Here is a 21,507-nt window from a genome sequence, read left to right on the forward strand (position 1 = left end):
TTGCATCCCCCATTCCTGTGTCAGCTTGCAGCATTGCGAAGCCACCAGCCGGCCAGCAGCGACAGCGCGAGGACGGCCGCCGTCGCGAGCAAGAGGAGATTCAGCACGAAGCGGGCTTTGAAGGCGGACAACAGCATCAGCGTATTTTTGAAGTCGACCATCGGACCGTATACGAGGAAGGCGAGCAGCGCGCTTGCGGGAAATACGCCGTTAAACGATGCGGCGACGAACGCGTCCGACGTCGAGCAGAGCGAGATGACATAGGCATAGCCCATCATGAGCAGATGAGAACCGAAGACGCCTCCGCCAAGCGCGAGCAGCTCTTCGCGGCTGACGAAGGTCTGGATCAGCGCGGTCAGGAACGCGCCGAGCATCAGGAATTTGCCCATTTCAAAAAATTCGTCGGCCGCGTGCGAGCAAAAGGAGAGAAAACGGGACGACGGTGCGCGGCGGGACGCGCGATGGGCATGCGCTGAGGCCGCTTGATGATGGCTGCCTGGGTGAAGATGGCTACGTACGTGGGGATGGCTATCTGCGAGATGATGGCTGCCAGCGTGTGGATGACTGCCCGTGTCGGCTCTCAGCGGGTAGGCGGTCTTGCCGCTAAACCGATACAGCAGCAGGCCGACGGCGGCCGCAGCGGCGAAGCCGAGCGCGGTTCGGTACAGCGCCATCTCCGGCGCGGCGCGAAAGGCGCTGAAGGTCGCGAGTACCGTGACCGGATTGACGATAGGCGCCGCCAGGATGTAGGTCGTGCCGATATAGGCCGGCATGCCTTTGCGCAGCAGCCTTCGGACGACAGGGATCATTCCGCACTCGCACACGGGCAGCACGATGCCGAGCAGGCAGGCGCAGAGTACGCCGAGCAGCGGATTGCGCGGGATGAGACGAGCGAGCGCCGCCTCGGATACGAACGATTGCAGCACCGACGAGACGAGGACGCCGAGCAGCATGAAGGGGAGGGCCTCCAGAAATAGGCTGACGAACACCGTTTTGACCGAATGCCATTGATCCGCGCCGATGACGGGCGAGCCGAACGGCCAAGACCCTTGCCGCCCCGATGCAACGAAATAGAGCAGCGTCAGCATCAACGCCGCCGATAGCGTCAAAGTCCATTTATTAGCCTCATTCGTCACGTATTTTCACCTCGTTCATGGAATCGCGATTGCTTCTATCAATTTATGCGAGAGTTTGTTTGACAGAACCTGCGCTGCTAGTTTTCTAGATTGATAGCTGATAGCAGGCGGGGGTATGAATTTTTCTCTTGCGTTTGTTAAACGTAATAATTACAATATAGAGGCGGTCACGAGCATTATACATAGCAGGTCGTATTTTTTATACTTATTATCGTAATATTTACGAATAAAGGAGACGGGGATGAACCGCATGAAAAAAAACTTGAAGAAAACGCTGGCGATATCCGCGAGCCTGGCGCTGCTGCTGGCGGCTTGCGGCAAAAGCGAGCCAAACGACGCGAACGAATCGGACGCCAAACTTAGCGTCGTAACGACCTTTTATCCGATGTACGAATTCAGCAGGCAAGTCGCGGGCGATCTCGCGAACGTCGTCGCCTTGATCCCGGCCGGGGCCGAGCCGCACGATTGGGAGCCGAGCGCGCAGGATATGGCGAAGGTAAAGGATGCGGACGTGTTCGTCTACAACGGAATCGTCGAAGGCTGGGTCGATGCGGCGCTCTCGAGCGCGTCCAGCGACAAGCGCGTCGTCGTGCGGGCGAGCGAAGGATTGACGACGCTGGAGGGCGCGGCGGAAGAAGAAGAGGGAGAAGAGGCGCACGAACACGGGCATACGGGAGGCGAACATGCGGAGGATCCGCACGTATGGCTCGATCCGGGACTGGCGCAGCGGGAGGTCGCCGCGATCGAAGCGGCGTTCGAGAAGGCGGATCCCGCGAACAAGGACACGTACAAGAAGAACGCCGATGCCTACATCGCCGAATTGAAGGCGTTGGACGAGGCTTACCGGGAAGGGCTGAAGGACGTGAAGACGATTCAGTTCGTCACGCAGCATGCGGCCTTCGGTTACTTGGCGCATGCCTACGGCCTGGAGCAGGTGCCGATCGCCGGGCTGTCGCCCGAACAGGAGCCTTCCCCCGGCAAGATGGCCGAGATCGTGGAGTTCGCGAAGGCGCATCAGGTCAAGACGATTTTCTTCGAGACGCTGGTCGATCCCCAGGTCGCCAGGACGGTAGCGGACGAGATCGGCGCCAAGACGGACGTGCTGAATCCGCTGGAGGGCCTGACGGAAGAGGACAAGAAAAACGGACTCGATTATATCGGCATTATGAAAAAGAACCTGGAAGCTCTGGTCGAGGCGTTGAACGCGTAATCGGAAGCTAATGAATAGCGGTGGCAGCAAAAGGGATGAAGCAGATTCGTTATCTGCTTTATCCTTTTTTATTTTGGTGAACCGAGTTGGCGGACGGATGCTCCAAACCATTCCTCGCTGATGATTCCGCAAGGCCGCTGCATGGAATGGAATGGAATGGAAGTTACCCGGTAAAACCGTGTAACTCGGTCGAAATCGCCGCCTGGAAGCGCCGTTGCCCGACAAAACCGTGTAACTCTGTCAAAAGTGCCGCCCGGAAGCGCCGTTGCCCGGTAAAACCATGTAACTCCCCATAATCGAACACTTAGCCACGCAGCAAGCGAGAAAAACGCGGTTACGGCGGCTGCGGAAGCACCGACGAGGGCTGTAAGCGCGGAAAGCAACGCTGCTGTGCCGGCGTCGTTCAGCAAGCGACATGTTACATAGTCAAAAATGAATTTACAACATCGATGACGATACGTGATTCTCTTTTTCAACTCTGTCATTCTGGACAATCCGCCCAAAAAAAGGATTGACAAATTGCCCCTGGGTAATTATTTTGTAGTTAACAACAAAAGTTTCCCGTAGGAAACAAAATTGTTGTCGTACAAGTGTTTGACGGGAGGAACGACCAAAATAGGGAGGCCCGTAATGCTGACCAAACGGCTGGAAAGAGTGGTACTGGTATTTTTGTTTTTAGCGATTTTAGTCGTTATCAACACCGCATGCGCGAGCGGCGGGAAGCAGGCAGGCGAAGGCGGCCAGTCAGGCAAAATCCGGATCGTCACGACGATCGCGCAAATCGCGGAGCCGCTCGCCGTTATCGGCGGAGACAAGGTTGAGGTCGACAGCCTAATGGGACCGGGCGTGGATCCGCATCTGTACGCGGCGACGCAAGGAGACATCAAGAAACTGCAGAGCGGCGATATCGTGTTTTACAGCGGGCTCCATCTTGAAGCGAACATGGTGAAGGTTTTCGAGCAGATCGGCAAGGAGCGGCCGGTGCTGGCCATCGGGGAGACGCTGCCGAAGGAGCGGCTGCTGAAGGATCCGAAGGGCGCGACCGACCCGCATATCTGGTTCGACATCGACTTGTGGAAGCAGGCGTTAGGCGCGGCGACGGAGGAATTGAAGAAGTATTCCGCGGCCGACGCGGCGTACTTCGAGACGAATAAGATCGCCTATTTCAAGCAGCTCGACGAGCTGAAGGCAGAAGCGCTGGAAAAGCTGGGGCGCATTCCGGAGGAGCGGCGAGTGCTCGTCACCGCGCACGACGCGTTCGGCTACTTTGGGCGCTTGCTAGGTCTTCAGGTCGTCGGCCTGCAGGGGCTTAGCACGGAAGACGAAATCGGGCTGTCCGACATCGAGGACACGATCGACCTGCTGGTGGATCGCGGCGTGCCGGCCGTTTTCGTAGAGAGCAGCATCAATCCCGCATCGATCGAGGCGGTCATCGAAGGAGCCAAGAAGCGTGGACTCGACGTCCAGCTCGGCGGTCAGCTGTATTCGGACGCGATGGGCGACGGCGGAACGGAGGAAGGCACGTACCTCGGCATGTACCGGCACAATGTGAACACGATCGGCGAGGCGCTTGCCTCGAAGGAGGGTTGATATGGCGGCAGTGCTCGAGGTAACGGATCTGAACGCTTCTTATCGGAAAAACGCGGTGCTGGAACGCGTGACGTTCGAAATCCAGCCGGGGACGCTGACGGCGATCGTCGGACCGAACGGCGCGGGCAAATCGACGCTGCTCAAGACGCTGCTGGATCAGCATCCGCGGCTTTCCGGCGACGTTGCCTTTTTCGGCTCGGCCTTCCGGAAGGTCAAGTCGCGTATCGGCTACGTGCCGCAGCGCGGCTCGGTGGACTGGGACTTCCCGACCGACGCGCTGGACGTCGTCACGATGGGATTGTACGGCAAGATCGGATGGCTTCGCCGCCCCGGGCGGACGCACAAAGAACAGGCGATGCGCGCGCTATCCGAGATGGGCATGGCCGATTATGCGGGGCGCCAGATCAGCCAGCTCTCCGGCGGCCAGCAGCAGCGGGTATTCCTTGCGCGGGCGCTCGCGCAGGATGCCGATCTCTATATGCTCGACGAGCCGCTGGCAGGCGTGGACGCCGTGACGGAGCGGGTGATTATGGATACGCTGCAGCGACTCAAGCGACAGGGCAAGACGGTGATGGTCGTCCACCACGACTTGCAGACGGTAGAGGATTACTTCGACCGCGTGCTGCTGCTGAACCGGACCGTCATCGCGCACGGCACGACGGCGGAAGCCTTTACCCGGGAGAAGCTCAGCGCGGCTTATGGCGGCATGCTCCGCTGGCTGGAGGGGAAATCCGGATGAACACGTTGCTCTCGCACAATGCGCAGTGGGTGCTCTTAAGCACGTTGATCCTCGGGATGGCCGCGGGTATTATAGGCAGCTTCGCCTACTGGAAGCGGCAGAGCCTCATGAGCGATGCCTTGTCGCATGCCGCGCTGCCCGGCGTCATCGTCGGCTTCGTGCTTATGGGCACCAAAAATCTGCCCGTCATGATCGCGGGCGCCGCGGCCAGCGCGCTGCTCGGGGCGCTCCTGATCGATTGGATCCGCTCGTCGACCCGCATCAAGGAAGACGCCGCGATGGGCATCGTGCTGTCGGTCTTTTTCGGTCTCGGCATCATGCTGCTGACCTTCGTGAACCGGACGGCGGGCGGCAGCCAGAGCGGCCTCGACAGCTTCATTTTCGGGCAGGCGGCTTCGATGGTCGGCGACGACGTCAGGCTCATGGCGGGGACCGCAGGAGTCGTGCTGCTCGTCGCGCTCCTCGGATACAAAGAGTGGAAGCTGTTCCTGTTCGATCCCGCTTACGCGGCCGGCCTCGGATTGTCCGTGCGCCTGATGAACGGTATCTACCTGGCCGTGCTGGTGCTCGTCATCGTCGTCGGCATCCAGGCCGCGGGCGTCGTACTGATGGCGGCCCTGCTGATCATTCCCGCCGTCAGCGCCCGTTACTGGACGCATTCGTTCAAGTGGACGGTCGTGCTGGCGGCCGCGTTCGGCGGGGGCGCCGGCGCGGCGGGGACGCTGCTCAGCGCTGCGGGCGCCGGCTGGCCGACAGGGCCGTTCATCGTGCTCGCGGCGTCCGCGACATTTGCGGTATCGTTATTTTTCGGCGCGAGCAAGGGCTTGCTCATCCTCTATATCGGCCAAAGAGCGAGCAGGCGAAGGTTGACGTCTCAAACGGTCGGCCCGGTCGCGGCGCGCGAGGGGGCGGGACGATGAGCTACTCCGGATGGATCCTCCTGACCGCTTCGCTCGTCGGGGTATCCTGCGGGTTGATCGGCGTGCTGCTCATCCTGCGCCGCATGGCGATGATGGCCGACGCGATCAGCCATACGGTGCTGCTAGGCATCGTCGTGGCCTACATGGCGACCCGCGAGCTTAGCGGCGTGCACATGCTGATCGGCGCGGTGTGCGCCGGTTTGCTGACCGCCGTGCTCGTGCAATGGTTCCAATCCCGCGGCGTACAGCAGGAGGCATCGATCGGCATCGTGTTCACGACGTTATTCGCGGTCGGCGTCGTGCTGATCGCCACGCAGGTCGGCAACGCGCACCTCGACGTCAAACATACGCTGATGGGCGAGATTACCTTTATCCCTTGGGAAACGGTGGCACTCCCGCTCGTCGGCGAAGTGCCGGAGGCGGTGGCGATGCTCGCGCTCGTGCTCGCGATCGCGGTCGCCGCGATCGTCGCCTTCTACAAGGAATGGAAGATCACGTCGTTCGACCCCGCGCTGGCCGCAAGCCTAGGCATTCCCGCCGTGCTCATGCACTACGCGTTCATGTCGCTCGTGTCGGTGACGACGGTCGCATCGTTCGACGCGGTCGGCGCGATCATGGTCGTCGCGATGCTAATCACGCCAGCCTCAGCAGCTTATCTGTGGACCGACCGGCTGTCCGTGATGCTGTCGCTGGGCGCCGCTTTCGGCGCGCTGTCCGCCTGGATCGGCTACGGGATCGCGACCTGGCTCGATACGTCGATCTCGGGATCGATGGCGTTCGCGACCGGTATCCTGTTTGCGGCAAGCTTCCTCGGTTCCCCGCGGTACGGCGCGCTCTCGCGGCTTCGGAAGGGAATCGCTTCAAGGCGCGATCCCGCAGCGTCCGACAGCGCAGATTAAACCTGAGAGAAGACAATAATCCTGCGGCTGCGATGCGTCGGAAAAATGACGCGTCGCAGCCGCCTCTTTTTATTAATTTCATTGACACCTAAAATGATCGCTCCTATAATGCTTAATATTGAGAATCATTTTCAAGTGGGATGAATTAAGGCTCATGGAGGCGACTATTTACATTGAAGGGGCATAGATGGTCTTCCGCAAAAACGATCTTCGCGAGGATCTTATTGCTTGCCATGCTCGCCTGGGCGATCGGGCCAATCGCTTCCGTAGCGGCCGCGGCCGAGCCGACGCATGCGGACGAGGCGGCCTTGCAGGCTGGAGCGTTAGTCTCGCACCTCGATGCCGGCGATTCCGATGCGGCTGCCCAGGACCTGGCTGCGATCAAAAAGTGGTGGGCGAAAGACAAAAACGACGTCAAGCAGCAATCGCTCGACCTCGCGCTGGAGATCGACGGGCAGATCGCGGCCCTCTCGCTGGCGATGGTGAGCGGCAAGCTGGACGAAGCATCGTCGCAGGCCGGCAATCTCAGGTTTTCGGTCACCAATCTGCGCGACGGCGCCTTCGCCGACAACGACGGAAATAGCCGGATGACGCTGTCTACCTACATCCTTAAGCTTCGCGAGGCCGGGGACCTGGCCAAGCATCAGCAATGGGACGAGGCGGGACTAAGCGTCAAACAGCTGCAGCAGCAGTGGTTGTCCGTCGAAGGCGACGTGGTGAGCCAATCGCAGCGCGTGTACAACGACACCGAGCGCGATTTGGTGATGCTGGACGGCTACTTGAGCAATCCGGATCAAAGAGAGCTTGCGGCACCTATCATCGACCGGTTGGTCGAGGGGCTGGCGCCCCTTGCGGATGCGCAATATTCGTGGTGGGACGCGGCGCTCATTCCGATCCGCGAAGGGATGGAGGGGCTGCTGGTCGTCGGCGCGCTGCTCATGTACGCCAAGCGAGCCGGCTCCAAGCCGGCAAAGCGCTGGGTCGTCGGCGGCTCCGTCACGGGACTGTTGGCCAGCATCTGCGCGGGGTTCGCGGTCGTTCTGCTGCTGTCTTCAAGCGCCTTCGGGCACAACAACCTGCTCATTAACGGCTGGACGGGCGTGTGCGCCAGCGTGATGCTGCTGTACGTCAGCTATTGGCTGCACCGCCACTCGGATACCAAGCGCTTCAACCGACTGCTCGCCGAGCGGAGCACGCGCGCGCTTTCCGGCGGGCATATGTTTTCGCTCGCGCTGCTCTCATTTTTCTCGATCGTCCGCGAGGGGCTCGAGACGGTCATCTTCCTGATCGGCATGGCCAGCAAGATGTCCGCTACGGAGCTCGTCGCCGGCATCGCCGCCGGGTTTCTTGTCCTCGCTGTCGCGGCCGCGGTAATCGCCAAGGCCGGCTCGAGACTGCCGATCCGTCCTTTCTTTCTGGGGTCCAGCGTGATCGTGTTCTATCTTTGCTTCAAATTCATGGGCTCGGGCATCCACAGCTTGCAGATGGCCGGGGTGCTGCCGTCCACGGTGAACGAAGCGCTGCCGGACTTTACGACGCTCAGCCTGTATCCTTCGTGGTACAGCACCTTGCCCCAGCTCGTTTTCCTGGCTTGCGGCTGCACCGCGGTCGTATGGTCCTTGCTGAGGAGCAAGCGCCGTAGCGCCGTTCAGCTTTCCTAAGTTTCAAAACCTAATTTTGCGCATAGCGCTCGATGATCGGAGATCGTTATAATGATGAAGAAGACGTCCATTGGCATTGTTACTATCGCAGGTATGCTGGCATTATCCGCGTGCAACAGCGGATCGAACAACGACGGCGCATCGGCTACCGCATCGGCTTCCGTTGCCGCTGCGACGACGGCTGCTTCTCCGGCCTCCGCGTCGGCAAGCGCCGACGGATCCAGCGCGATACAGACGGGCACGGCTCAATTGCTCGATCAAACGAAGCAGCTGCAAGGTCTCATCGAGAAGAAAGACGCTGACGGCGTCAAAACCCTCGGCAAGACGATCAACGAAACCTGGCTGTCGTTCGAAAACGCCGTGCGCCAAACGTTCCCGCTCGAGTATACGGACGTTGAAAAATACGAGATGCCGATCTTTTCCGCATCGGCTTACGATAAGATCGATTTCGACGCGCTTAAGGCCAACGCGGACGGCTTGGTCGATGCGCTGACGAAGCTGCAAAGCGCCAAGCCGTCGACGGCGAGCTCATCCGAGCTGTTGAAGGAAGCCGTCAAAAAATATCAGCAATACGTCGTCGACCAGACGAACAAGCTGACCGATCAGACCCAAGCTTTCGTGGACGCCGTCAAGGCGGGCAACGTAGACGCAGCCAAGGCCGAATACGTGAAAGCGCGCGTATATTACGAGACCATCGAACCGATCGCCGAGAGCTTCGGCGAACTGGATCCGAAGATCGACGCCCGTCTGGCCGACGTGGACGATCCGAGCACCTGGACCGGCTTCCATGAGATCGAGAAGGCGCTGTGGGTCGACAAATCGCTGGCGGGCCAGGATAAATTCGCCGATCAACTCATCGCCGACGTGAAGGCGCTGCAGGCCGAGGTTCAGAAGCTCGAGCTCGAGCCTAAAACGGTCGTCGCCGGCGCGATGGAGCTGCTGAACGAAGCGGCTACGTCAAAGATTACCGGCGAAGAAGAACTTTATTCGCACATCGATCTCGTCGACCTCGCAGCCAACGTAGACGGCTCGAAGACGGTTTATCTGTCGATCATCCCGGCGCTGAACGAGAGCAACGTCGAATTGGCCGACAAGCTCGACCAGGCATTTCAGGATATGGAAAAGGCGCTGTCCGCCTTCATCAAGGACGGTCAGTACGTGGCCTATACCGAGTTGACGACGGATCAGATCCGCGAGATCAGCGACCGCCTCAGCGCGCTGTCCGAGCTGATGTCGCAAACCGCCGCCATCCTCTAAATAACGGAGGGAGCCCAAACTTATTATGGAACCGAACCGGACAGGCATGACGCGCAAGGATTTTCTGAAGCTGTCGGCCACCGTCGGTGCCGGAATCGCGATCGGTGCCTCCGGCATCGGCGCGATTCTTGGCATTCCCAAGCCGCAAGCGGATCGCTCGAAGGCATCGGCCCAATCGGAAGAAGACATCGTCCCGCTGTATGCCGATCACCAGCCGGGCATCGTGACGCCGCAGCAGACGTATTTGTACCTGGCGGCGTTCGACATTACGACCGGCAGCAAAAAAGACTTGATCGCGATGCTGAAGGATTGGACGAGATTCTGCGATCTGAGCGCGAAGGGCGGGACGATGAGCCTGGGCGACAACCCGCTCGTGCCGCCGACCGATACGGGCGAAACGCTCGAGCTGCCGCCTTCCAGATTGACGGTCACGCTCGGCTTCGGCCCTTCGTTTTTCGTCAAAGACGGCGTCGACCGCTTCGGCGCCGCGAAAGCTTTGCCGCTGCATCTGAAGGATATCCCGCGCATGGCCCGCGAAAATATCGATCCGGACATTTCGGGCGGGGACGTATGCCTGCAAATCTGCGCGGACGATCAGCAGGTCGCCTTCCATGCGGTACGTAACCTGATCCGGCTGTCGACCGGCCGCGCCTCGCTCAAGTGGATGCAGGAAGGCTTCGCCAGCGGGACGCCGGGCAAGACGCCGCGCAATTTGTTCGGCTTCAAGGACGGCACGGCGAATCAGCTGCACGACTCGGCGCAAGGCTACGACGAGGTCGTATGGGCGGGGGCCGACGAGCCCGCATGGATGCGGGGCGGTTCCTATCTGGCTTATCGCAAGATTCAGATGAAGCTGGAGAGCTGGGATCGTACATCGCTCTCCGACCAGGAAGCGACGTTCGGCAGAAGCAAAGTATCCGGCGCGGCTTTCGGCGCGAAGGGCGAATTCGACGCCGTCGACGCCGCCAAGCTGCCGGAGCATTCGCACGTTCGACTGGCCAAAGACGCCAAGCAGCAGATTCACCGGCGCGCGTACTCTTATACGGATAAAGTGGATCCGCGGACGGGCAACGTCGATGCAGGGTTGCTGTTCATCAGCTATCAGCGCGATCCTGACCGGCAGTTCGTGCCGATGCTTCGTTTGATGCAGAATAACGATGCCTTGAACGCTTATGTTTCCCATATCGCCAGCGCGATGTTCGCCTGCCAGGCAGGCTTGCAGCCCGGACAATATTTCGGACAGCGCATCCTTGAGAGCTAGCCCGCCATTCGGCGGGCTTTTTTTATTGGGAGGGTTGACTCGTCGGCAAACCGTTTGCTATCTTTGTAAATAGTAATAATTACGAATAAGGAGCGTGTGCAATGCTTAACGATCGAATCATTCCCGTTACCGTGCTCAGCGGGTACCTGGGCGCAGGGAAAACGACGGTGCTGAACTATGTAATGAACAACCGGGACGGATTAAAGGTCGCGGTCATCGTCAACGACCTGAGCGAGGTGAATATCGACGCCGACCTCATCAGGGACGGCGGAGGCGTCTCCCGAACGGACGAGACGCTCGTCGAGATGTCGAACGGCTGCATCTGCTGCACGCTGCGCGAGGATCTGCTGCGGGAGGTGGAGCGACTTGCGCGGCTCGAGAAATTCGACTACATACTGATCGAGTCGACCGGCATCGGCGAGCCTTTGCCTGTCGCGCAAACCTTCAGCTACATCGACGAGGAGCTCGGCATCGATCTGACGAAGCTGTGCCGTCTGGATACGATGGTCACGGTCGTGGACGCGAACCGCTTCTGGCACGATTATTCGTCCGGCGAGACGCTGCTCGAACGAAGCCAGGCCGCCGGAGAGGACGACGTCAGAGAAGTGTCCGACCTGCTGATCGACCAGATCGAATTTTGCGACGTGCTGCTGCTCAACAAATGCGACATGCTGGACGCGGACAGCCTGGACGAGCTGGAGAAGGTGTTTCGGGCGCTGCAGCCGACGGCGCGGTTCATTCGCGCGACGAACGGCCAAGTCGAGCCTGCCGCGATCCTGAACACCGGCTTGTTCGACTTCGAGCGAGCCAGCTTGTCGGCGGGTTGGATCCGGGAGCTGGAGAAGCCGCATCATACGCCGGAGACGGAAGAGTACGGGATTTCCTCGTTTGTCTATGAACGCAAGCTCCCTTTTCACCCGGCACGGCTGATGGCATGGATGTCCGAGTGGCCGACTGAGGTCGTTCGGGCGAAGGGGACGCTATGGCTGGCGACCCGCCACGCGATCGCCCAGTCGTTCAGCCAGGCCGGCCCGTCCATTCAGGTCGGTCCCGCCGGCTGGTGGATCGCCGCGCTTCCGGAACAAGAGCGCGAGCAGGTGCTCAGCGAGGAACCTCATCTGGTGCAAGACTGGCATGCCGTTTACGGAGATCGCGTCAACCGGCTGGTATTGATCGGCATCGAGATGGACCGCCGGGCGCTCGAAGAGGAGTTGGACGACTGCCTGCTGACGAACGAGGAGCTGGACGCGGACTGGCGGCTGCTCGCCGATCCGTTCCCCCAAGCGCCGGGAGAGCTGTCTGCGCAGGGCTGACGGCACAGGGCTGACAGCGTTAGAGGGGCCCAGCGCATCCGCGTATAGGCTGACCGGGATGTCAAGTCATGATATCATAAGGTCAAACGGGCCCGGACAGGACAGGAAGGATATCGATGCCATGACGCTTCAGCAATTGCGCTATATTATCGAGGTCGCGAACCGCGGTTCGATGAACGAAGCCGCCAAGCGCCTTTTTATATCGCAGCCCAGCCTCTCCAACGCGATCAAGGATCTGGAGGAGGAGCTTCGCATCACGATTTTCGAGCGCACGAACAAAGGAATCTCGCTTTCGAAGGCCGGCGCGGAGTTCCTAGGCTATGCGCGGCAGGTCATCGAGCAAGCCGAGCTGCTGGAAAACCGCTATCTGGGCGCGAAGCCCGCGCCGCAGCATTTCTCCGTGTCGACCCAGCACTATGCGTTCGCGGTGAACGCGTTCGTCCAGCTCGTCCGCGAGCACGGCCATGACGAGTACGAGCTGGCGCTCCGGGAGACGAAGACGCACGAGATCATCCAGGACGTCAAAAGCCAGCGCAGCGAGATCGGCATCCTGTATATCAACGAATTCAACGCCAAAGTCATCAAGCGGCTGCTGCGCGATGCGAACCTGAAGTTTACGAGCCTGTTTACCGCCAAGGCGCATATTTTCGTCAGCGTGAACAATCCTTTGGCGAGGCATCCGGTCGTGACGATCGACCAGCTCGACGACTATCCGTATCTGCACTTCGAGCAGGGCGAGTACAATTCGTTTCATTTTTCCGAGGAGATTCTGAGCACGCTGTCGCACAAAAAAAGCATCAAGGTGAACGACCGCGCGACGCTCTTTAACCTGCTCATCGGATTGAACGGCTACACGATCTCGACCGGCGTGCTGAGCGCGGACCTGAACGGGAACGAGATCATCCCGGTTCCGCTCGCCAGCGAAGAGACGCTGCATGTCGGCTGGATCAGCCATCAGAACGCCGCGCTCTCGAAGCTTGCCGTAGCCTACGTCGAGGCGCTGGAGCAGGCGATCGCGGTTGAATGAGCCCACGCCCGCATCGGCATCCGCTATAGCCGGCGGCTATAGCCGGCAATAGTATATTGAAGTTACGCTATACCCGGAAGCCTGTGCTATCTTTCAATTAGCAGTCGAAGCGGTCGCCGATAGAACCGGCGAGAGTCGCTTTGCTCCATATTGGAAGGCAGAGGAGAAGGCATATGAAGAGCGGCAATCTGGGGTATCCCCGCATCGGGCAAGACCGCGAATGGAAAAAAGCGTTGGAAGCGTATTGGGCCGGCAAGCTGGACGAAGGAACGCTGCATGCGACGCTCAAGGAAATCCGGCTGGAAAACCTGAGGAAGCAGCGCGACCAAGGCATCGACGTCATACCGGTCGGCGACTTCACGTATTACGACCATATCCTGGACACGTCGGCGATGTTCGGCATCGTGCCCGAACGGTTCGGCTACGCAGGAGGCGAAGTCGACCTGCCGACCTACTACGCGGTAGCGCGGGGCAACCGGGCGTCGGCGGCGAGCGAGATGACCAAGTGGTTTAACACGAACTACCACTACATCGTGCCCGAGCTGGGCGCAGGCGTCAGCCCGCAGCTGACGGTCAACCGTCCGCTCGAGGCCTATCGCGAAGCCAAGTCGGAGCTTGGAATCGAAGGAAGGCCGGTCGTCGTCGGACCTTATACGTACCTGAAGCTTTCCAAGGGTTATGTCGCCGAGGAGCTGGATGACTGGATCGACCGTCTTCTGCCGCTTTATGCGCAGGTGCTGCGCGAGCTCGAAGCCGAAGGCGCCCGATGGGTGCAGGTGGACGAGCCGATCCTGGCGACGAGCTTGACGGAGGACGACCTGACCCGCGTACGGCGCATCTATGATGCCTTGACGAGCGAAGCGCCGGGGATCCGGATCATGCTGCAGACGTATTTCGAATCGGTCGACGCGTACGGCTTCGTCGTCTCGCTGCCGGTCCACGGCATCGGGCTCGACTTCGTTCACGACGGGGGCCGCAACCTCGCGGCGGTACGCGAGCAGGGCTTCCCGGCCGACAAGACGCTCGGCGCCGGCCTGATCGACGGCCGCGGCATCTGGAAGGCCGACCTGCGCGGCAAATGGGCGACGCTCAGCGCGCTACGCGGGGCCGTGCCGGCAGACCGGATCGTCGTGCAGCCGTCGTCGAGCCTGCTGCACGTGCCGGTCAGCGCGGCGCGCGAGACCGCGCTGCCGGCCGAGCTGCAAGGCGCGCTTGCCTTTTCCGACGAGAAGCTCGCAGAGCTCGTCCTGCTCGCGAAGGCCGGCCGTCAAGGCGTCGACGCGATCGCCGCCGACCTGGAAGCGGCCGAGCGCAGCCGCGACGCGCTGCAGCGGTCTTCCGCGCGCACGAACGAGCGCGTCCGCGCGCGCATGGCATCCCTGGCGTCGGAGCCGGCGGCGCGCGCGAGCGCTTTCGACGCCCGCCGCGCGGTCCAGGATGCCAAGTGGCAGCTGCCGCCGCTGCCGACGACGACGATCGGCAGCTTCCCGCAGACGCCTGAAGTGCGCGGCGCGCGGCAGAAATGGCGCAAGGGCGAGTGGTCGCCATCGCAGTACGAGTCCTTCATTCAAGCGCAGATTCGCGAATGGATCGACATTCAGAACGAGATCGGACTCGACGTGCTCGTGCACGGCGAATTCGAGCGCACCGACATGGTCGAGTTTTTCGGCGAGAAGCTTGCCGGGTTCGCCTTCACGGCGAAGGGCTGGGTGCAATCTTATGGTTCACGCTGCGTGAAGCCGCCGGTCATCTATGGCGACGTGGAGCTGCCGGAGCCCATGACCGTCGCCGAGACCGTCTATGCGCAATCGCTGACGTCGAAGCCCGTGAAGGGCATGCTGACCGGACCGATCACGATCCTTAACTGGTCGTTCGTTCGCGACGACAAGACGCGCGAGGAAGTCGCTTACCAGATCGCGCTGGCGCTCCGGGACGAGGTCGAGGCGCTCGAAGCTGCAGGCATCGGCATGATCCAGGTCGACGAGCCGGCGCTGCGCGAAGGATTGCCGCTGAAGCGCGAACAATGGGCGCATTACCTGGACTGGGCGGTGCGCGCGTTCCGCTTGTCCACCTCGACGGTGAAGGACGAGACGCAGATTCACACGCATATGTGCTACAGCGAGTTCCACGATATCATCGAATCGATCAGCGCGCTGGACGCCGACGTTATCTCCATCGAGACATCGCGCAGCCATGGCGAGTTGATCGGCATTTTCGAGGAGCATACGTACGACAAGGGCATCGGGCTCGGCGTCTACGATATTCACAGCCCTCGCGTGCCTTCGGCGGACGAGATGACCCAAATGATCGATCGCGCGCTTCGCGTGCTCGACCCGGGCTTGTTCTGGATCAACCCCGACTGCGGCCTCAAGACGCGCGGTCGTACGGAGACGGTCGAGTCGCTGCGACACATGGTGGAGGCGACCGAAGCCGCCCGCGAACGGTATGCGGTCAAGCAGGTTTAAAGGAATGCATTCACGATTAGTTTAAGGAATGCATTAGCGATTAATATGAAGAAAGACGTTTGAAGAGAGCGCGACGGCGCTCTCTTTTTTGTGCTGTAGCGGCAGCGACATGCATTGACGGAACTCCCTTCGGATAGCTAAGATGAACCTATTCGACCGATGACGGAGGTAGTTCATGAAGTACGGATGGGCGGTCGGCTTGGCCGGCAGCGTCGGCGCTTTGCTTCGGTACGAGGCAGGGCAGTGGACGCATTCTTGGTGGCATTTTACGTTTCCGCTAGCGACGCTTGCGATCAATTTGTCGGGATGTCTCGTGCTTGGCTGGTTTACGGCTTGGGCGACGACGCGCCCGGGCCTGCCGGAATGGCTGCGGCTTGGGATCGGTACCGGCTTGATCGGCGCGTATACGACCTTTTCCACGTTCAGCGTGGAGACGTTGTCGCTGCTTCGCGATGGACGGGCCGGAGAGGCAGCGCTCTATGTCGGCGCGAGCCTGGTCGGCGGGCTGCTTTTCGCATGGGCCGGCTTCAGGCTTGGCGAGCGACGTCCGGCAGCTAAAAACCGCGAGGCGGTGGGACCGTGACGTTCGGGCACGAAGGTTTGGTGGCGCTGGGCGGATTTTTCGGCGCCTGCGCGAGATATGGCATCGGGTTATGGGGAAAAAAGAGATTCCAAGCAAGACTGCCAGTCGCTACGATGCTTATCAATCTATCGGGTTCGTTTCTGCTCGGCATCGTTGCGGCTGCCGGCGGAGCCGAGGTTTCGCTGCTTGTAGGGACAGGTTTCATGGGCGCTTACACGACGTTTTCTACCTTTAACGCGGAAAACGTTCAGCTATGGCGAAACCGGGCGTGGCGCACGCTGACGGTTTACGTGGCCGGCAGCTATGTGCTCGGCATTGCGCTGGCATGGGCCGGTTATGCGCTTGGCGGCCTTATGTAAGGAAGGGGCTTTGGTCGGGATCGCCGACATTTCTTCTGTTTTGCGGGTATGCACAGCTATGCGCACTATTCATAGTTTAGCTTTGGTCCGTGCCGTGCTTTAATGTTGCCGTTCTGATAGATCGACAGAGGAGCGGATGACATGGAGCTTCAATCGGCGCGGGACAACAACCAGATTCGGCAGGCGGCCGCGGCACTCGAGAGCGCGGGTATCCGGATCGCTTTCGTATCCAACCAATTCGATGGCTCGAGCCGGACAGGCATGAGCCGGGCCGACTGGAAAGGACCGGCCAACGAGATCGCGGGAACGGCGCTTGACAGCGGCGCGGGCGGCGAATGGCTGATCCGGACGCACGGCACCGTATTGGCCGGCCCCTACGGCGGATTCGCGCTCGAGACGGACTGGCTGCACTGCGGCGCGTCTCGGGATACGGCGGCCGAAGTGCGCTTCGAGATCGGCGCTTGGTCGCCATCGGCGTACGTGCTCGTACCCGGCGCCGTCTACGGCGGCAATCGCTTCAAGGCGCGCAAGCTCGGTTATGCGCCTTGCTGGACGTCGATCGAGGAGCGGGGACCGAATGCGCCGGCGCTTATCACGGACATCCCGAGGCTCGCGGCGGGCGAAGGACCTTCGTCGCTCCATCTGCTGACCGGAGACGCAGCGACGCCCGCCGTCGCCTATTACGACCCCGAACGGGGGAGAGGCTGCATCCTGCTTGCGGAGCAGCGCACCGATTTCGGGGAAACGTCGATCCATATCGAAGAGTCGCTGGACCGGCGCGCAGCGGCGATATCCTTTCGCGCGCCAGGGGTGCGCGAAGACGCGAAGTACGAGATGTGCACGACAACGGCGGCATCTACCGACAGAGGGGCGGATTACGCCAACGGCGACCGCCTGTCTTTAAAGTTTCACGTCTTTCTGTTTGCTTGCGGCAGCGTGCGGCGATTATTCGCCGCGTTCGCGTCCGTGCGGCATTCGTTGACCGGATGCGCGGAACCGGTCGCTTCGCTGCCCTTTTCCGCGGCCTGGGCGATTCAGGAGGCCAAGTTCAACGCGATGAACTGGAACGAAACCCATGGCTATTATGCGGTCGGCACGGTGGACGAAAAGCACCAGGACTGGCAGCTGGGCTGGGTCGGAGGCGGCATGTCGAGCTATGCGCTGCTGCTGGAGGGGGGCGCTGCGTCGCGGGAGCGGGCGCTGCGAACCCTCGATTTTATATTCGGCGGGCAGACGGCGGCCGGCTTTTTTCCCGGCGTTTTCTATCGGGGCAGCTGGTACGGCGACGAATTCGGGACCGATCCGGGCCGGGAAGCGCCGGAGCGGTGGCATATCGTTCGCAAAAGCGCGGACGCGCTGTATTTCGCAGCCAAGCATGTGATGGCGCTGGAAGCGATCGAACCCGGACGCAAGGCAAGCGATTCATGGCTGCTCGGGCTGAGAAGGCTGGCCGACGCGTTCGTTCGCCTGTGGAATACATACGGCCAATTCGGCCAGTGGGCGAACCACGACACCGGCGAGCTGCTGGTCGGCGGCTCAGCGGGCGGCGCGATGGCCGTCGGCGGCCTCGCGCTCTGCGGCCGGCTGCTGGACGAAGCGCGATACGTGTCGGTCGCGCAGGCGGCTGGCGAAGACTATTACCGGCGGTTCACGTATGCCGGCGTCACGACCGGCGGTCCGGGCGAGATTCTTCAATGTCCGGACAGCGAGTCCGCTTTTGCGCTGCTCGAATCTTACATGGCGCTTTACGAGACGACGGGCGACCGACTATGGATCGGCAGGGCGGAGGAAGCCGCGGACCAATGCTTGACCTGGTGCGTTTCGTACGATTTCGTTTTCCCGGCGTCGTCGACGTTCGGCAAGCTTGGCATGCGCACCGCAGGCTCGGTCATCGCCAACGCGCAGAACAAGCACAGCGCGCCCGGCATCTGCACGCTGTCGGGAGACGCATTATTCAAGCTGTTCCGCGCGACGGGCCGCAGGCGCTTTATGGATCAGCTGACGGAGACGGCGCGGAACATGAACCAATATTTGTCCCGCGCGGACCGTCCGATCATGGGTTGGGACGGCAAGGACATGCCGCCCGGCTATATGAGCGAGCGCGTGAACATGAGCGATTGGGAGGGCGCGGACCTGGTGGGCGAAGCGCTGCCGCTCTCCTGCTGGTGCGAGACGTCGAACATGCTTACGTACGCCGAGGTTCCGGGCATCTACGTTCAGCGCGATACGGGGCTCGTATGGTCGCCCGATCATGTGACGTGCGCGCTGGAAACGACGCCGGAGGGCGCCGCTGCGCTGCGGGTGACGAATCCGACGACTTGGCCGGCTTCGGTGAAGCTGTTGTCGGAGACGTCGGCCGAGGCGGCGCTGCCGCTTAGCGTATGCGCTAGCGCGACCTGGCCGCGCATCCGGCTTGCGCCGGGCGAGACGCGGGTCGTGCGGTTGACCGAATAGCGCGGTTATTGCTTGGCGGTCCTATCGGCGTACGCATGCTCGAACATGCTGAACCATAACGCTTCATCTGGCAGCCGGCTTCCCGGCAGTCCCGATCGCCTCGCGGCGACCGGGGCTTTTCGTCTTTTTCACCCCTCAAATCCTTTCAAAAGGCGGGGATTCCGCGTCTGAGCAGCATTTCGAACATTGTACAGTAGAGCGCCCGGCGGCAGTATGAGATGCTGAATATCGCTGGCACGTACTCGATCCGGTGGGAGGAAAGCGCCCGTGAAGATGCTCCAAGCCTACAAGTCCAAAAAGTATCTGACGCGTTTGCTGCTGTCCGTCAGCGTGCTGATGATCGCCGTGCTGGTCTTCGCTTCGCTGGCGCTGCAGTACAATGCCGAGCGGAGCTCGGTCCGCATGCAGCAGGATTCGTCCCGCAAGGTCATGAACCAGATCCAGTACAACGTCTCGTACATGACGGAGGTGCTGAACAATCTGGCCGTTTCGCTTTTTATGGATCCGAATATTTCGCCGCTCTTTACGCTGCCGAGCTACGACGAGATGACCGTCATCCGTTCGATGAACTCGCTGAAGCAGGCGTATTTGTCTTCGTCTTTTCTCCATTCGATCGTCGTCTATAACGGCTATGACGACCAGGTCTATCCGGTCGGCCAACTCAGCCTGAACAAGCCCGACGCCGCGATGGCGGACGGACTCGTCTCGCTGCTGAAGCGCGAGGATAAGCTGCCCAGGATGAAGCTGCTGCCCATGAATTTTAGCGGCATCGCGGGGAAGGTCGACTTTTTCTCGATCGTGCTCTATCAGAACTTCGGCGCCGTCCGCAGCGGTCGGGAGAGCGCGCTCGTCGTCAATATCAAGCCGCAGTGGCTGTACGACAATTTGCAAACGGTAAACGTCTTCGACGATCCGGCCCGGTCCGGCCTCTATATGCTGGACGGGTCCGGCGATTTGATGATGTCGGGCGGCGGTGCGGCGACGGCCGATACGAAGCGGCTTGCCGAGGCGTTGGCGCAGCGGTCGAATACGGGCCGGACGTCCTTCGGCTCCTTCACCGGCAAGCTTGGTGGTTCGGAAAAGCAACTTGTCACCTATATGAGCATGAAGGATACGGATTGGAAAATCGTCAGCGTGCAGCCCTACGACGTGGTGACCGGCGGCATCCGCGAGATGCGCGCGACTTCTGTCGTCATGATCGCCGTCGTACTATTCTTGGGCGTTCTGCTGTCCTTCTTGATCGCCCACAAGCTGTACCGGCCGATCGAACGAATGTTCAACCAGATCGGGATCAAGCCGGGAGAGCCGCAGGCGAGCGATACCGGCGCGCGGCGGAACGACGAGTTCGAGGCCGTGGCGACCGTCTACAGCTCGATGCTGGAGAAGCTGCACTGGGCGTCTAGCGAGCAGGACAAGCAGAAGCGGATCGTGCGCAACTACCATCTCCGCACGCTCGTCGCCAACAGCCCGTCGCTGTCGCGCGAAGAATTTCAGGAAAACATCGCTTTGAACGGTCTCGATATCGATCCGTCAGGGCCGTACCGGCTGGTGGTCGTCAAGGTGGACGGCTTCGCCGAATACGAGCGGACGACGACGCCCGGTCAACGCGCGCTCCATACGTTCGCGATCGGCAACATCGCGGAGGAGATCATGCGGCCCGGTCCATACCGGTGCGAGATCGCGGACATGCGCGGCGATCATGTGGCGATGCTGGTCAGCCCGGCGGGCGAAGGAGCGGATACGGACACGCTGACGCGGCTGCTGCGCCGCATTCAGGAGGTCGTCGGCAGCTATTACAAGCTGTCCCTGTCGCTGACGGTCAGCGGCAGCTGCGACAGCCATGTCGGCATCACCGAGCGTTATGGCGAAGCGATCCGGCTGTCTCAATATAAGCTTTTGTTCGGCCATCGCGCGATTCTGACGCCGGAGGCGGTCGGCGAGCGGAAGAGGCAGACCGAGTACGATTTTCCCGCGGAAGCGGAAAAGAAGCTCGTCGAAAGCATCCGCGCCAACCATCCCGCAGAGAGCGTCGATGCGGCGGATGCGATCCTTCAGGGACTCGAAGCCTGCCACTTCGACCATATCGTACACGGCATCCTTCATCTCGTCGACCTGCTCAAATCGGCCGTCCGGGATCTCAACCGCAACCGCCTCATCTCGCTGCCCGTCGATCTGGGCTCGCTCAGCCGGGAGGCGCTCGAGAAGGAGACGATGGAAGAGGTGCGCGAGCTGATCGGCGCCGCGATCCGCGAGATCCACGACAAGCTGTCCCGCACGGACGCGGATAAAAACGCTGCCTTGACCGACGCGATCAAGGAAATGATCCAGTCGAACTACAAGGACAGCAACCTGAGCCTTCAGGGGATCGCGGCGATGCTGCACCTGACGCCGGCTTATGTGGGACGCATCTTCAAGACGAGCGAGTTCGTGTCGGTGGGGGAGTATATGAACGAAGTCCGTCTGCGGCACGCGCAGGCGTATCTGGAGACGAAGGGCTTCAGCATCAAGGAAGTGATGGAGATGGTCGGCTACGTGAACGAGAGCACCTTCTTCAAGCTGTTCAAAAAGACGTTCGGCGTGACGCCGAAGGAGTACCGGCTGAAGAAGGTGCTGGAGTAGGGGGAAGGCCGGGT

The 21,507-nt window shown here is 60.9% G+C and carries 16 protein-coding genes; 15 read left to right on the top strand and 1 reads right to left on the bottom strand.

Annotated elements, in window-relative coordinates; all coding sequences use genetic code 11:
* Nucleotides 1-20: 20 nt before the first annotated feature.
* On the bottom strand, nucleotides 21-1,136 hold the full coding sequence (locus BM235_RS18455) for a permease (RefSeq protein WP_090115689.1): 1,116 nt from the start codon (nucleotides 1,134-1,136) through the stop codon (nucleotides 21-23).
* Nucleotides 1,137-1,386: 250 nt separating this feature from the next.
* Between BM235_RS18455 and BM235_RS18460 the strand changes: the two genes are divergently transcribed.
* The 15 genes from BM235_RS18460 (at nucleotide 1,387) to BM235_RS18530 (ending at nucleotide 21,493) form a co-directional block, all read left to right on the top strand.
* Nucleotides 1,387-2,346 (top strand): metal ABC transporter substrate-binding protein, encoded by a 960-nt coding sequence (locus BM235_RS18460; RefSeq protein ID WP_090115755.1) that lies wholly within the window; start codon nucleotides 1,387-1,389, stop codon nucleotides 2,344-2,346.
* Between the two features lie 630 nt (nucleotides 2,347-2,976).
* The gene (locus BM235_RS18465; RefSeq protein WP_090115690.1) at nucleotides 2,977-3,936 is read left to right on the top strand and encodes a metal ABC transporter solute-binding protein, Zn/Mn family; all 960 of its coding nucleotides are present in this window, start codon (nucleotides 2,977-2,979) and stop codon (nucleotides 3,934-3,936) included.
* A gap of 1 nt (nucleotide 3,937) precedes the next feature.
* Entirely contained in the window at nucleotides 3,938-4,675 is a 738-nt protein-coding gene (locus BM235_RS18470) for a metal ABC transporter ATP-binding protein (RefSeq protein ID WP_090115691.1), read from the top strand.
* Nucleotides 4,672-5,595 (top strand): metal ABC transporter permease, encoded by a 924-nt coding sequence (locus BM235_RS18475; RefSeq protein WP_090115692.1) that lies wholly within the window; start codon nucleotides 4,672-4,674, stop codon nucleotides 5,593-5,595. Before BM235_RS18470 ends, BM235_RS18475 begins: the two co-directional genes overlap by 4 nt.
* Nucleotides 5,592-6,494 carry a metal ABC transporter permease gene (locus tag BM235_RS18480; protein WP_090115693.1) on the top strand — a complete coding sequence of 301 codons (903 nt, stop codon included), beginning with the start codon at nucleotides 5,592-5,594 and terminating at the stop codon, nucleotides 6,492-6,494. The genes BM235_RS18475 and BM235_RS18480 overlap by 4 nt, the downstream gene beginning before the upstream one ends.
* 173 nt (nucleotides 6,495-6,667) lie before the next feature.
* Nucleotides 6,668-8,155 (top strand): FTR1 family iron permease, encoded by a 1,488-nt coding sequence (locus BM235_RS18485; RefSeq protein ID WP_090115694.1) that lies wholly within the window; start codon nucleotides 6,668-6,670, stop codon nucleotides 8,153-8,155.
* A 51-nt stretch (nucleotides 8,156-8,206) separates the two neighbouring features.
* Nucleotides 8,207-9,412: an iron uptake system protein EfeO gene (gene efeO / locus BM235_RS18490; protein ID WP_255374461.1), complete on the top strand. Its 1,206-nt coding sequence runs from the start codon at nucleotides 8,207-8,209 to the stop codon at nucleotides 9,410-9,412.
* Nucleotides 9,413-9,437: 25 nt separating this feature from the next.
* Nucleotides 9,438-10,673, top strand: a complete 1,236-nt coding sequence (gene efeB / locus BM235_RS18495; RefSeq protein WP_090115695.1) for an iron uptake transporter deferrochelatase/peroxidase subunit — start codon at nucleotides 9,438-9,440, stop codon at nucleotides 10,671-10,673.
* A 101-nt stretch (nucleotides 10,674-10,774) separates the two neighbouring features.
* A complete protein-coding gene (locus BM235_RS18500) occupies nucleotides 10,775-11,986 on the top strand; it encodes a GTP-binding protein (protein ID WP_090115696.1) in 1,212 nt (403 codons plus the stop codon).
* Nucleotides 11,987-12,107: 121 nt separating this feature from the next.
* Nucleotides 12,108-13,013: a LysR family transcriptional regulator gene (locus BM235_RS18505; RefSeq protein ID WP_090115697.1), complete on the top strand. Its 906-nt coding sequence runs from the start codon at nucleotides 12,108-12,110 to the stop codon at nucleotides 13,011-13,013.
* Nucleotides 13,014-13,186: 173 nt separating this feature from the next.
* Nucleotides 13,187-15,478 (top strand): 5-methyltetrahydropteroyltriglutamate--homocysteine S-methyltransferase, encoded by a 2,292-nt coding sequence (metE, locus tag BM235_RS18510; protein WP_090115698.1) that lies wholly within the window; start codon nucleotides 13,187-13,189, stop codon nucleotides 15,476-15,478.
* A gap of 175 nt (nucleotides 15,479-15,653) precedes the next feature.
* Nucleotides 15,654-16,061: a fluoride efflux transporter CrcB gene (gene crcB / locus BM235_RS18515; RefSeq protein WP_090115699.1), complete on the top strand. Its 408-nt coding sequence runs from the start codon at nucleotides 15,654-15,656 to the stop codon at nucleotides 16,059-16,061.
* Nucleotides 16,058-16,420, top strand: coding sequence for a fluoride efflux transporter CrcB (gene crcB, locus BM235_RS18520; RefSeq protein WP_255374462.1), 363 nt, complete (start codon nucleotides 16,058-16,060; stop codon nucleotides 16,418-16,420). Before crcB (BM235_RS18515) ends, crcB (BM235_RS18520) begins: the two co-directional genes overlap by 4 nt.
* 141 nt (nucleotides 16,421-16,561) lie before the next feature.
* A complete protein-coding gene (locus tag BM235_RS18525; RefSeq protein WP_090115700.1) occupies nucleotides 16,562-18,874 on the top strand; it encodes a hypothetical protein in 2,313 nt (770 codons plus the stop codon).
* A 273-nt stretch (nucleotides 18,875-19,147) separates the two neighbouring features.
* Nucleotides 19,148-21,493, top strand: a complete 2,346-nt coding sequence (locus BM235_RS18530; RefSeq protein WP_255374470.1) for a helix-turn-helix domain-containing protein — start codon at nucleotides 19,148-19,150, stop codon at nucleotides 21,491-21,493.
* Nucleotides 21,494-21,507 lie beyond the last annotated feature (14 nt).

The sequence above is a fragment of the Cohnella sp. OV330 genome (assembly GCF_900112065.1).
Classification (GTDB): Bacteria; Bacillota; Bacilli; order Paenibacillales; family Paenibacillaceae; genus Cohnella.

Bases quoted from the DNA above. Each gene is read 5' to 3' on its own strand.
- BM235_RS18460 (WP_090115755.1), top strand. From the start codon at position 1,387: ATGAAAAAAAACTTGAAGAAAACGCTGGCGATATCCGCGAGCCTGGCG.
- BM235_RS18465 (WP_090115690.1), top strand. From the start codon at position 2,977: ATGCTGACCAAACGGCTGGAAAGAGTGGTACTGGTATTTTTGTTTTTA.
- BM235_RS18470 (WP_090115691.1), top strand. From the start codon at position 3,938: ATGGCGGCAGTGCTCGAGGTAACGGATCTGAACGCTTCTTATCGGAAA.
- BM235_RS18475 (WP_090115692.1), top strand. From the start codon at position 4,672: ATGAACACGTTGCTCTCGCACAATGCGCAGTGGGTGCTCTTAAGCACG.
- BM235_RS18480 (WP_090115693.1), top strand. From the start codon at position 5,592: ATGAGCTACTCCGGATGGATCCTCCTGACCGCTTCGCTCGTCGGGGTA.
- efeO (WP_255374461.1), top strand. From the start codon at position 8,207: ATGATGAAGAAGACGTCCATTGGCATTGTTACTATCGCAGGTATGCTG.
- efeB (WP_090115695.1), top strand. From the start codon at position 9,438: ATGGAACCGAACCGGACAGGCATGACGCGCAAGGATTTTCTGAAGCTG.
- BM235_RS18500 (WP_090115696.1), top strand. From the start codon at position 10,775: ATGCTTAACGATCGAATCATTCCCGTTACCGTGCTCAGCGGGTACCTG.
- BM235_RS18505 (WP_090115697.1), top strand. From the start codon at position 12,108: ATGACGCTTCAGCAATTGCGCTATATTATCGAGGTCGCGAACCGCGGT.
- metE (WP_090115698.1), top strand. From the start codon at position 13,187: ATGAAGAGCGGCAATCTGGGGTATCCCCGCATCGGGCAAGACCGCGAA.
- crcB (WP_090115699.1), top strand. From the start codon at position 15,654: ATGAAGTACGGATGGGCGGTCGGCTTGGCCGGCAGCGTCGGCGCTTTG.
- BM235_RS18525 (WP_090115700.1), top strand. From the start codon at position 16,562: ATGGAGCTTCAATCGGCGCGGGACAACAACCAGATTCGGCAGGCGGCC.
- BM235_RS18530 (WP_255374470.1), top strand. From the start codon at position 19,148: ATGCTCCAAGCCTACAAGTCCAAAAAGTATCTGACGCGTTTGCTGCTG.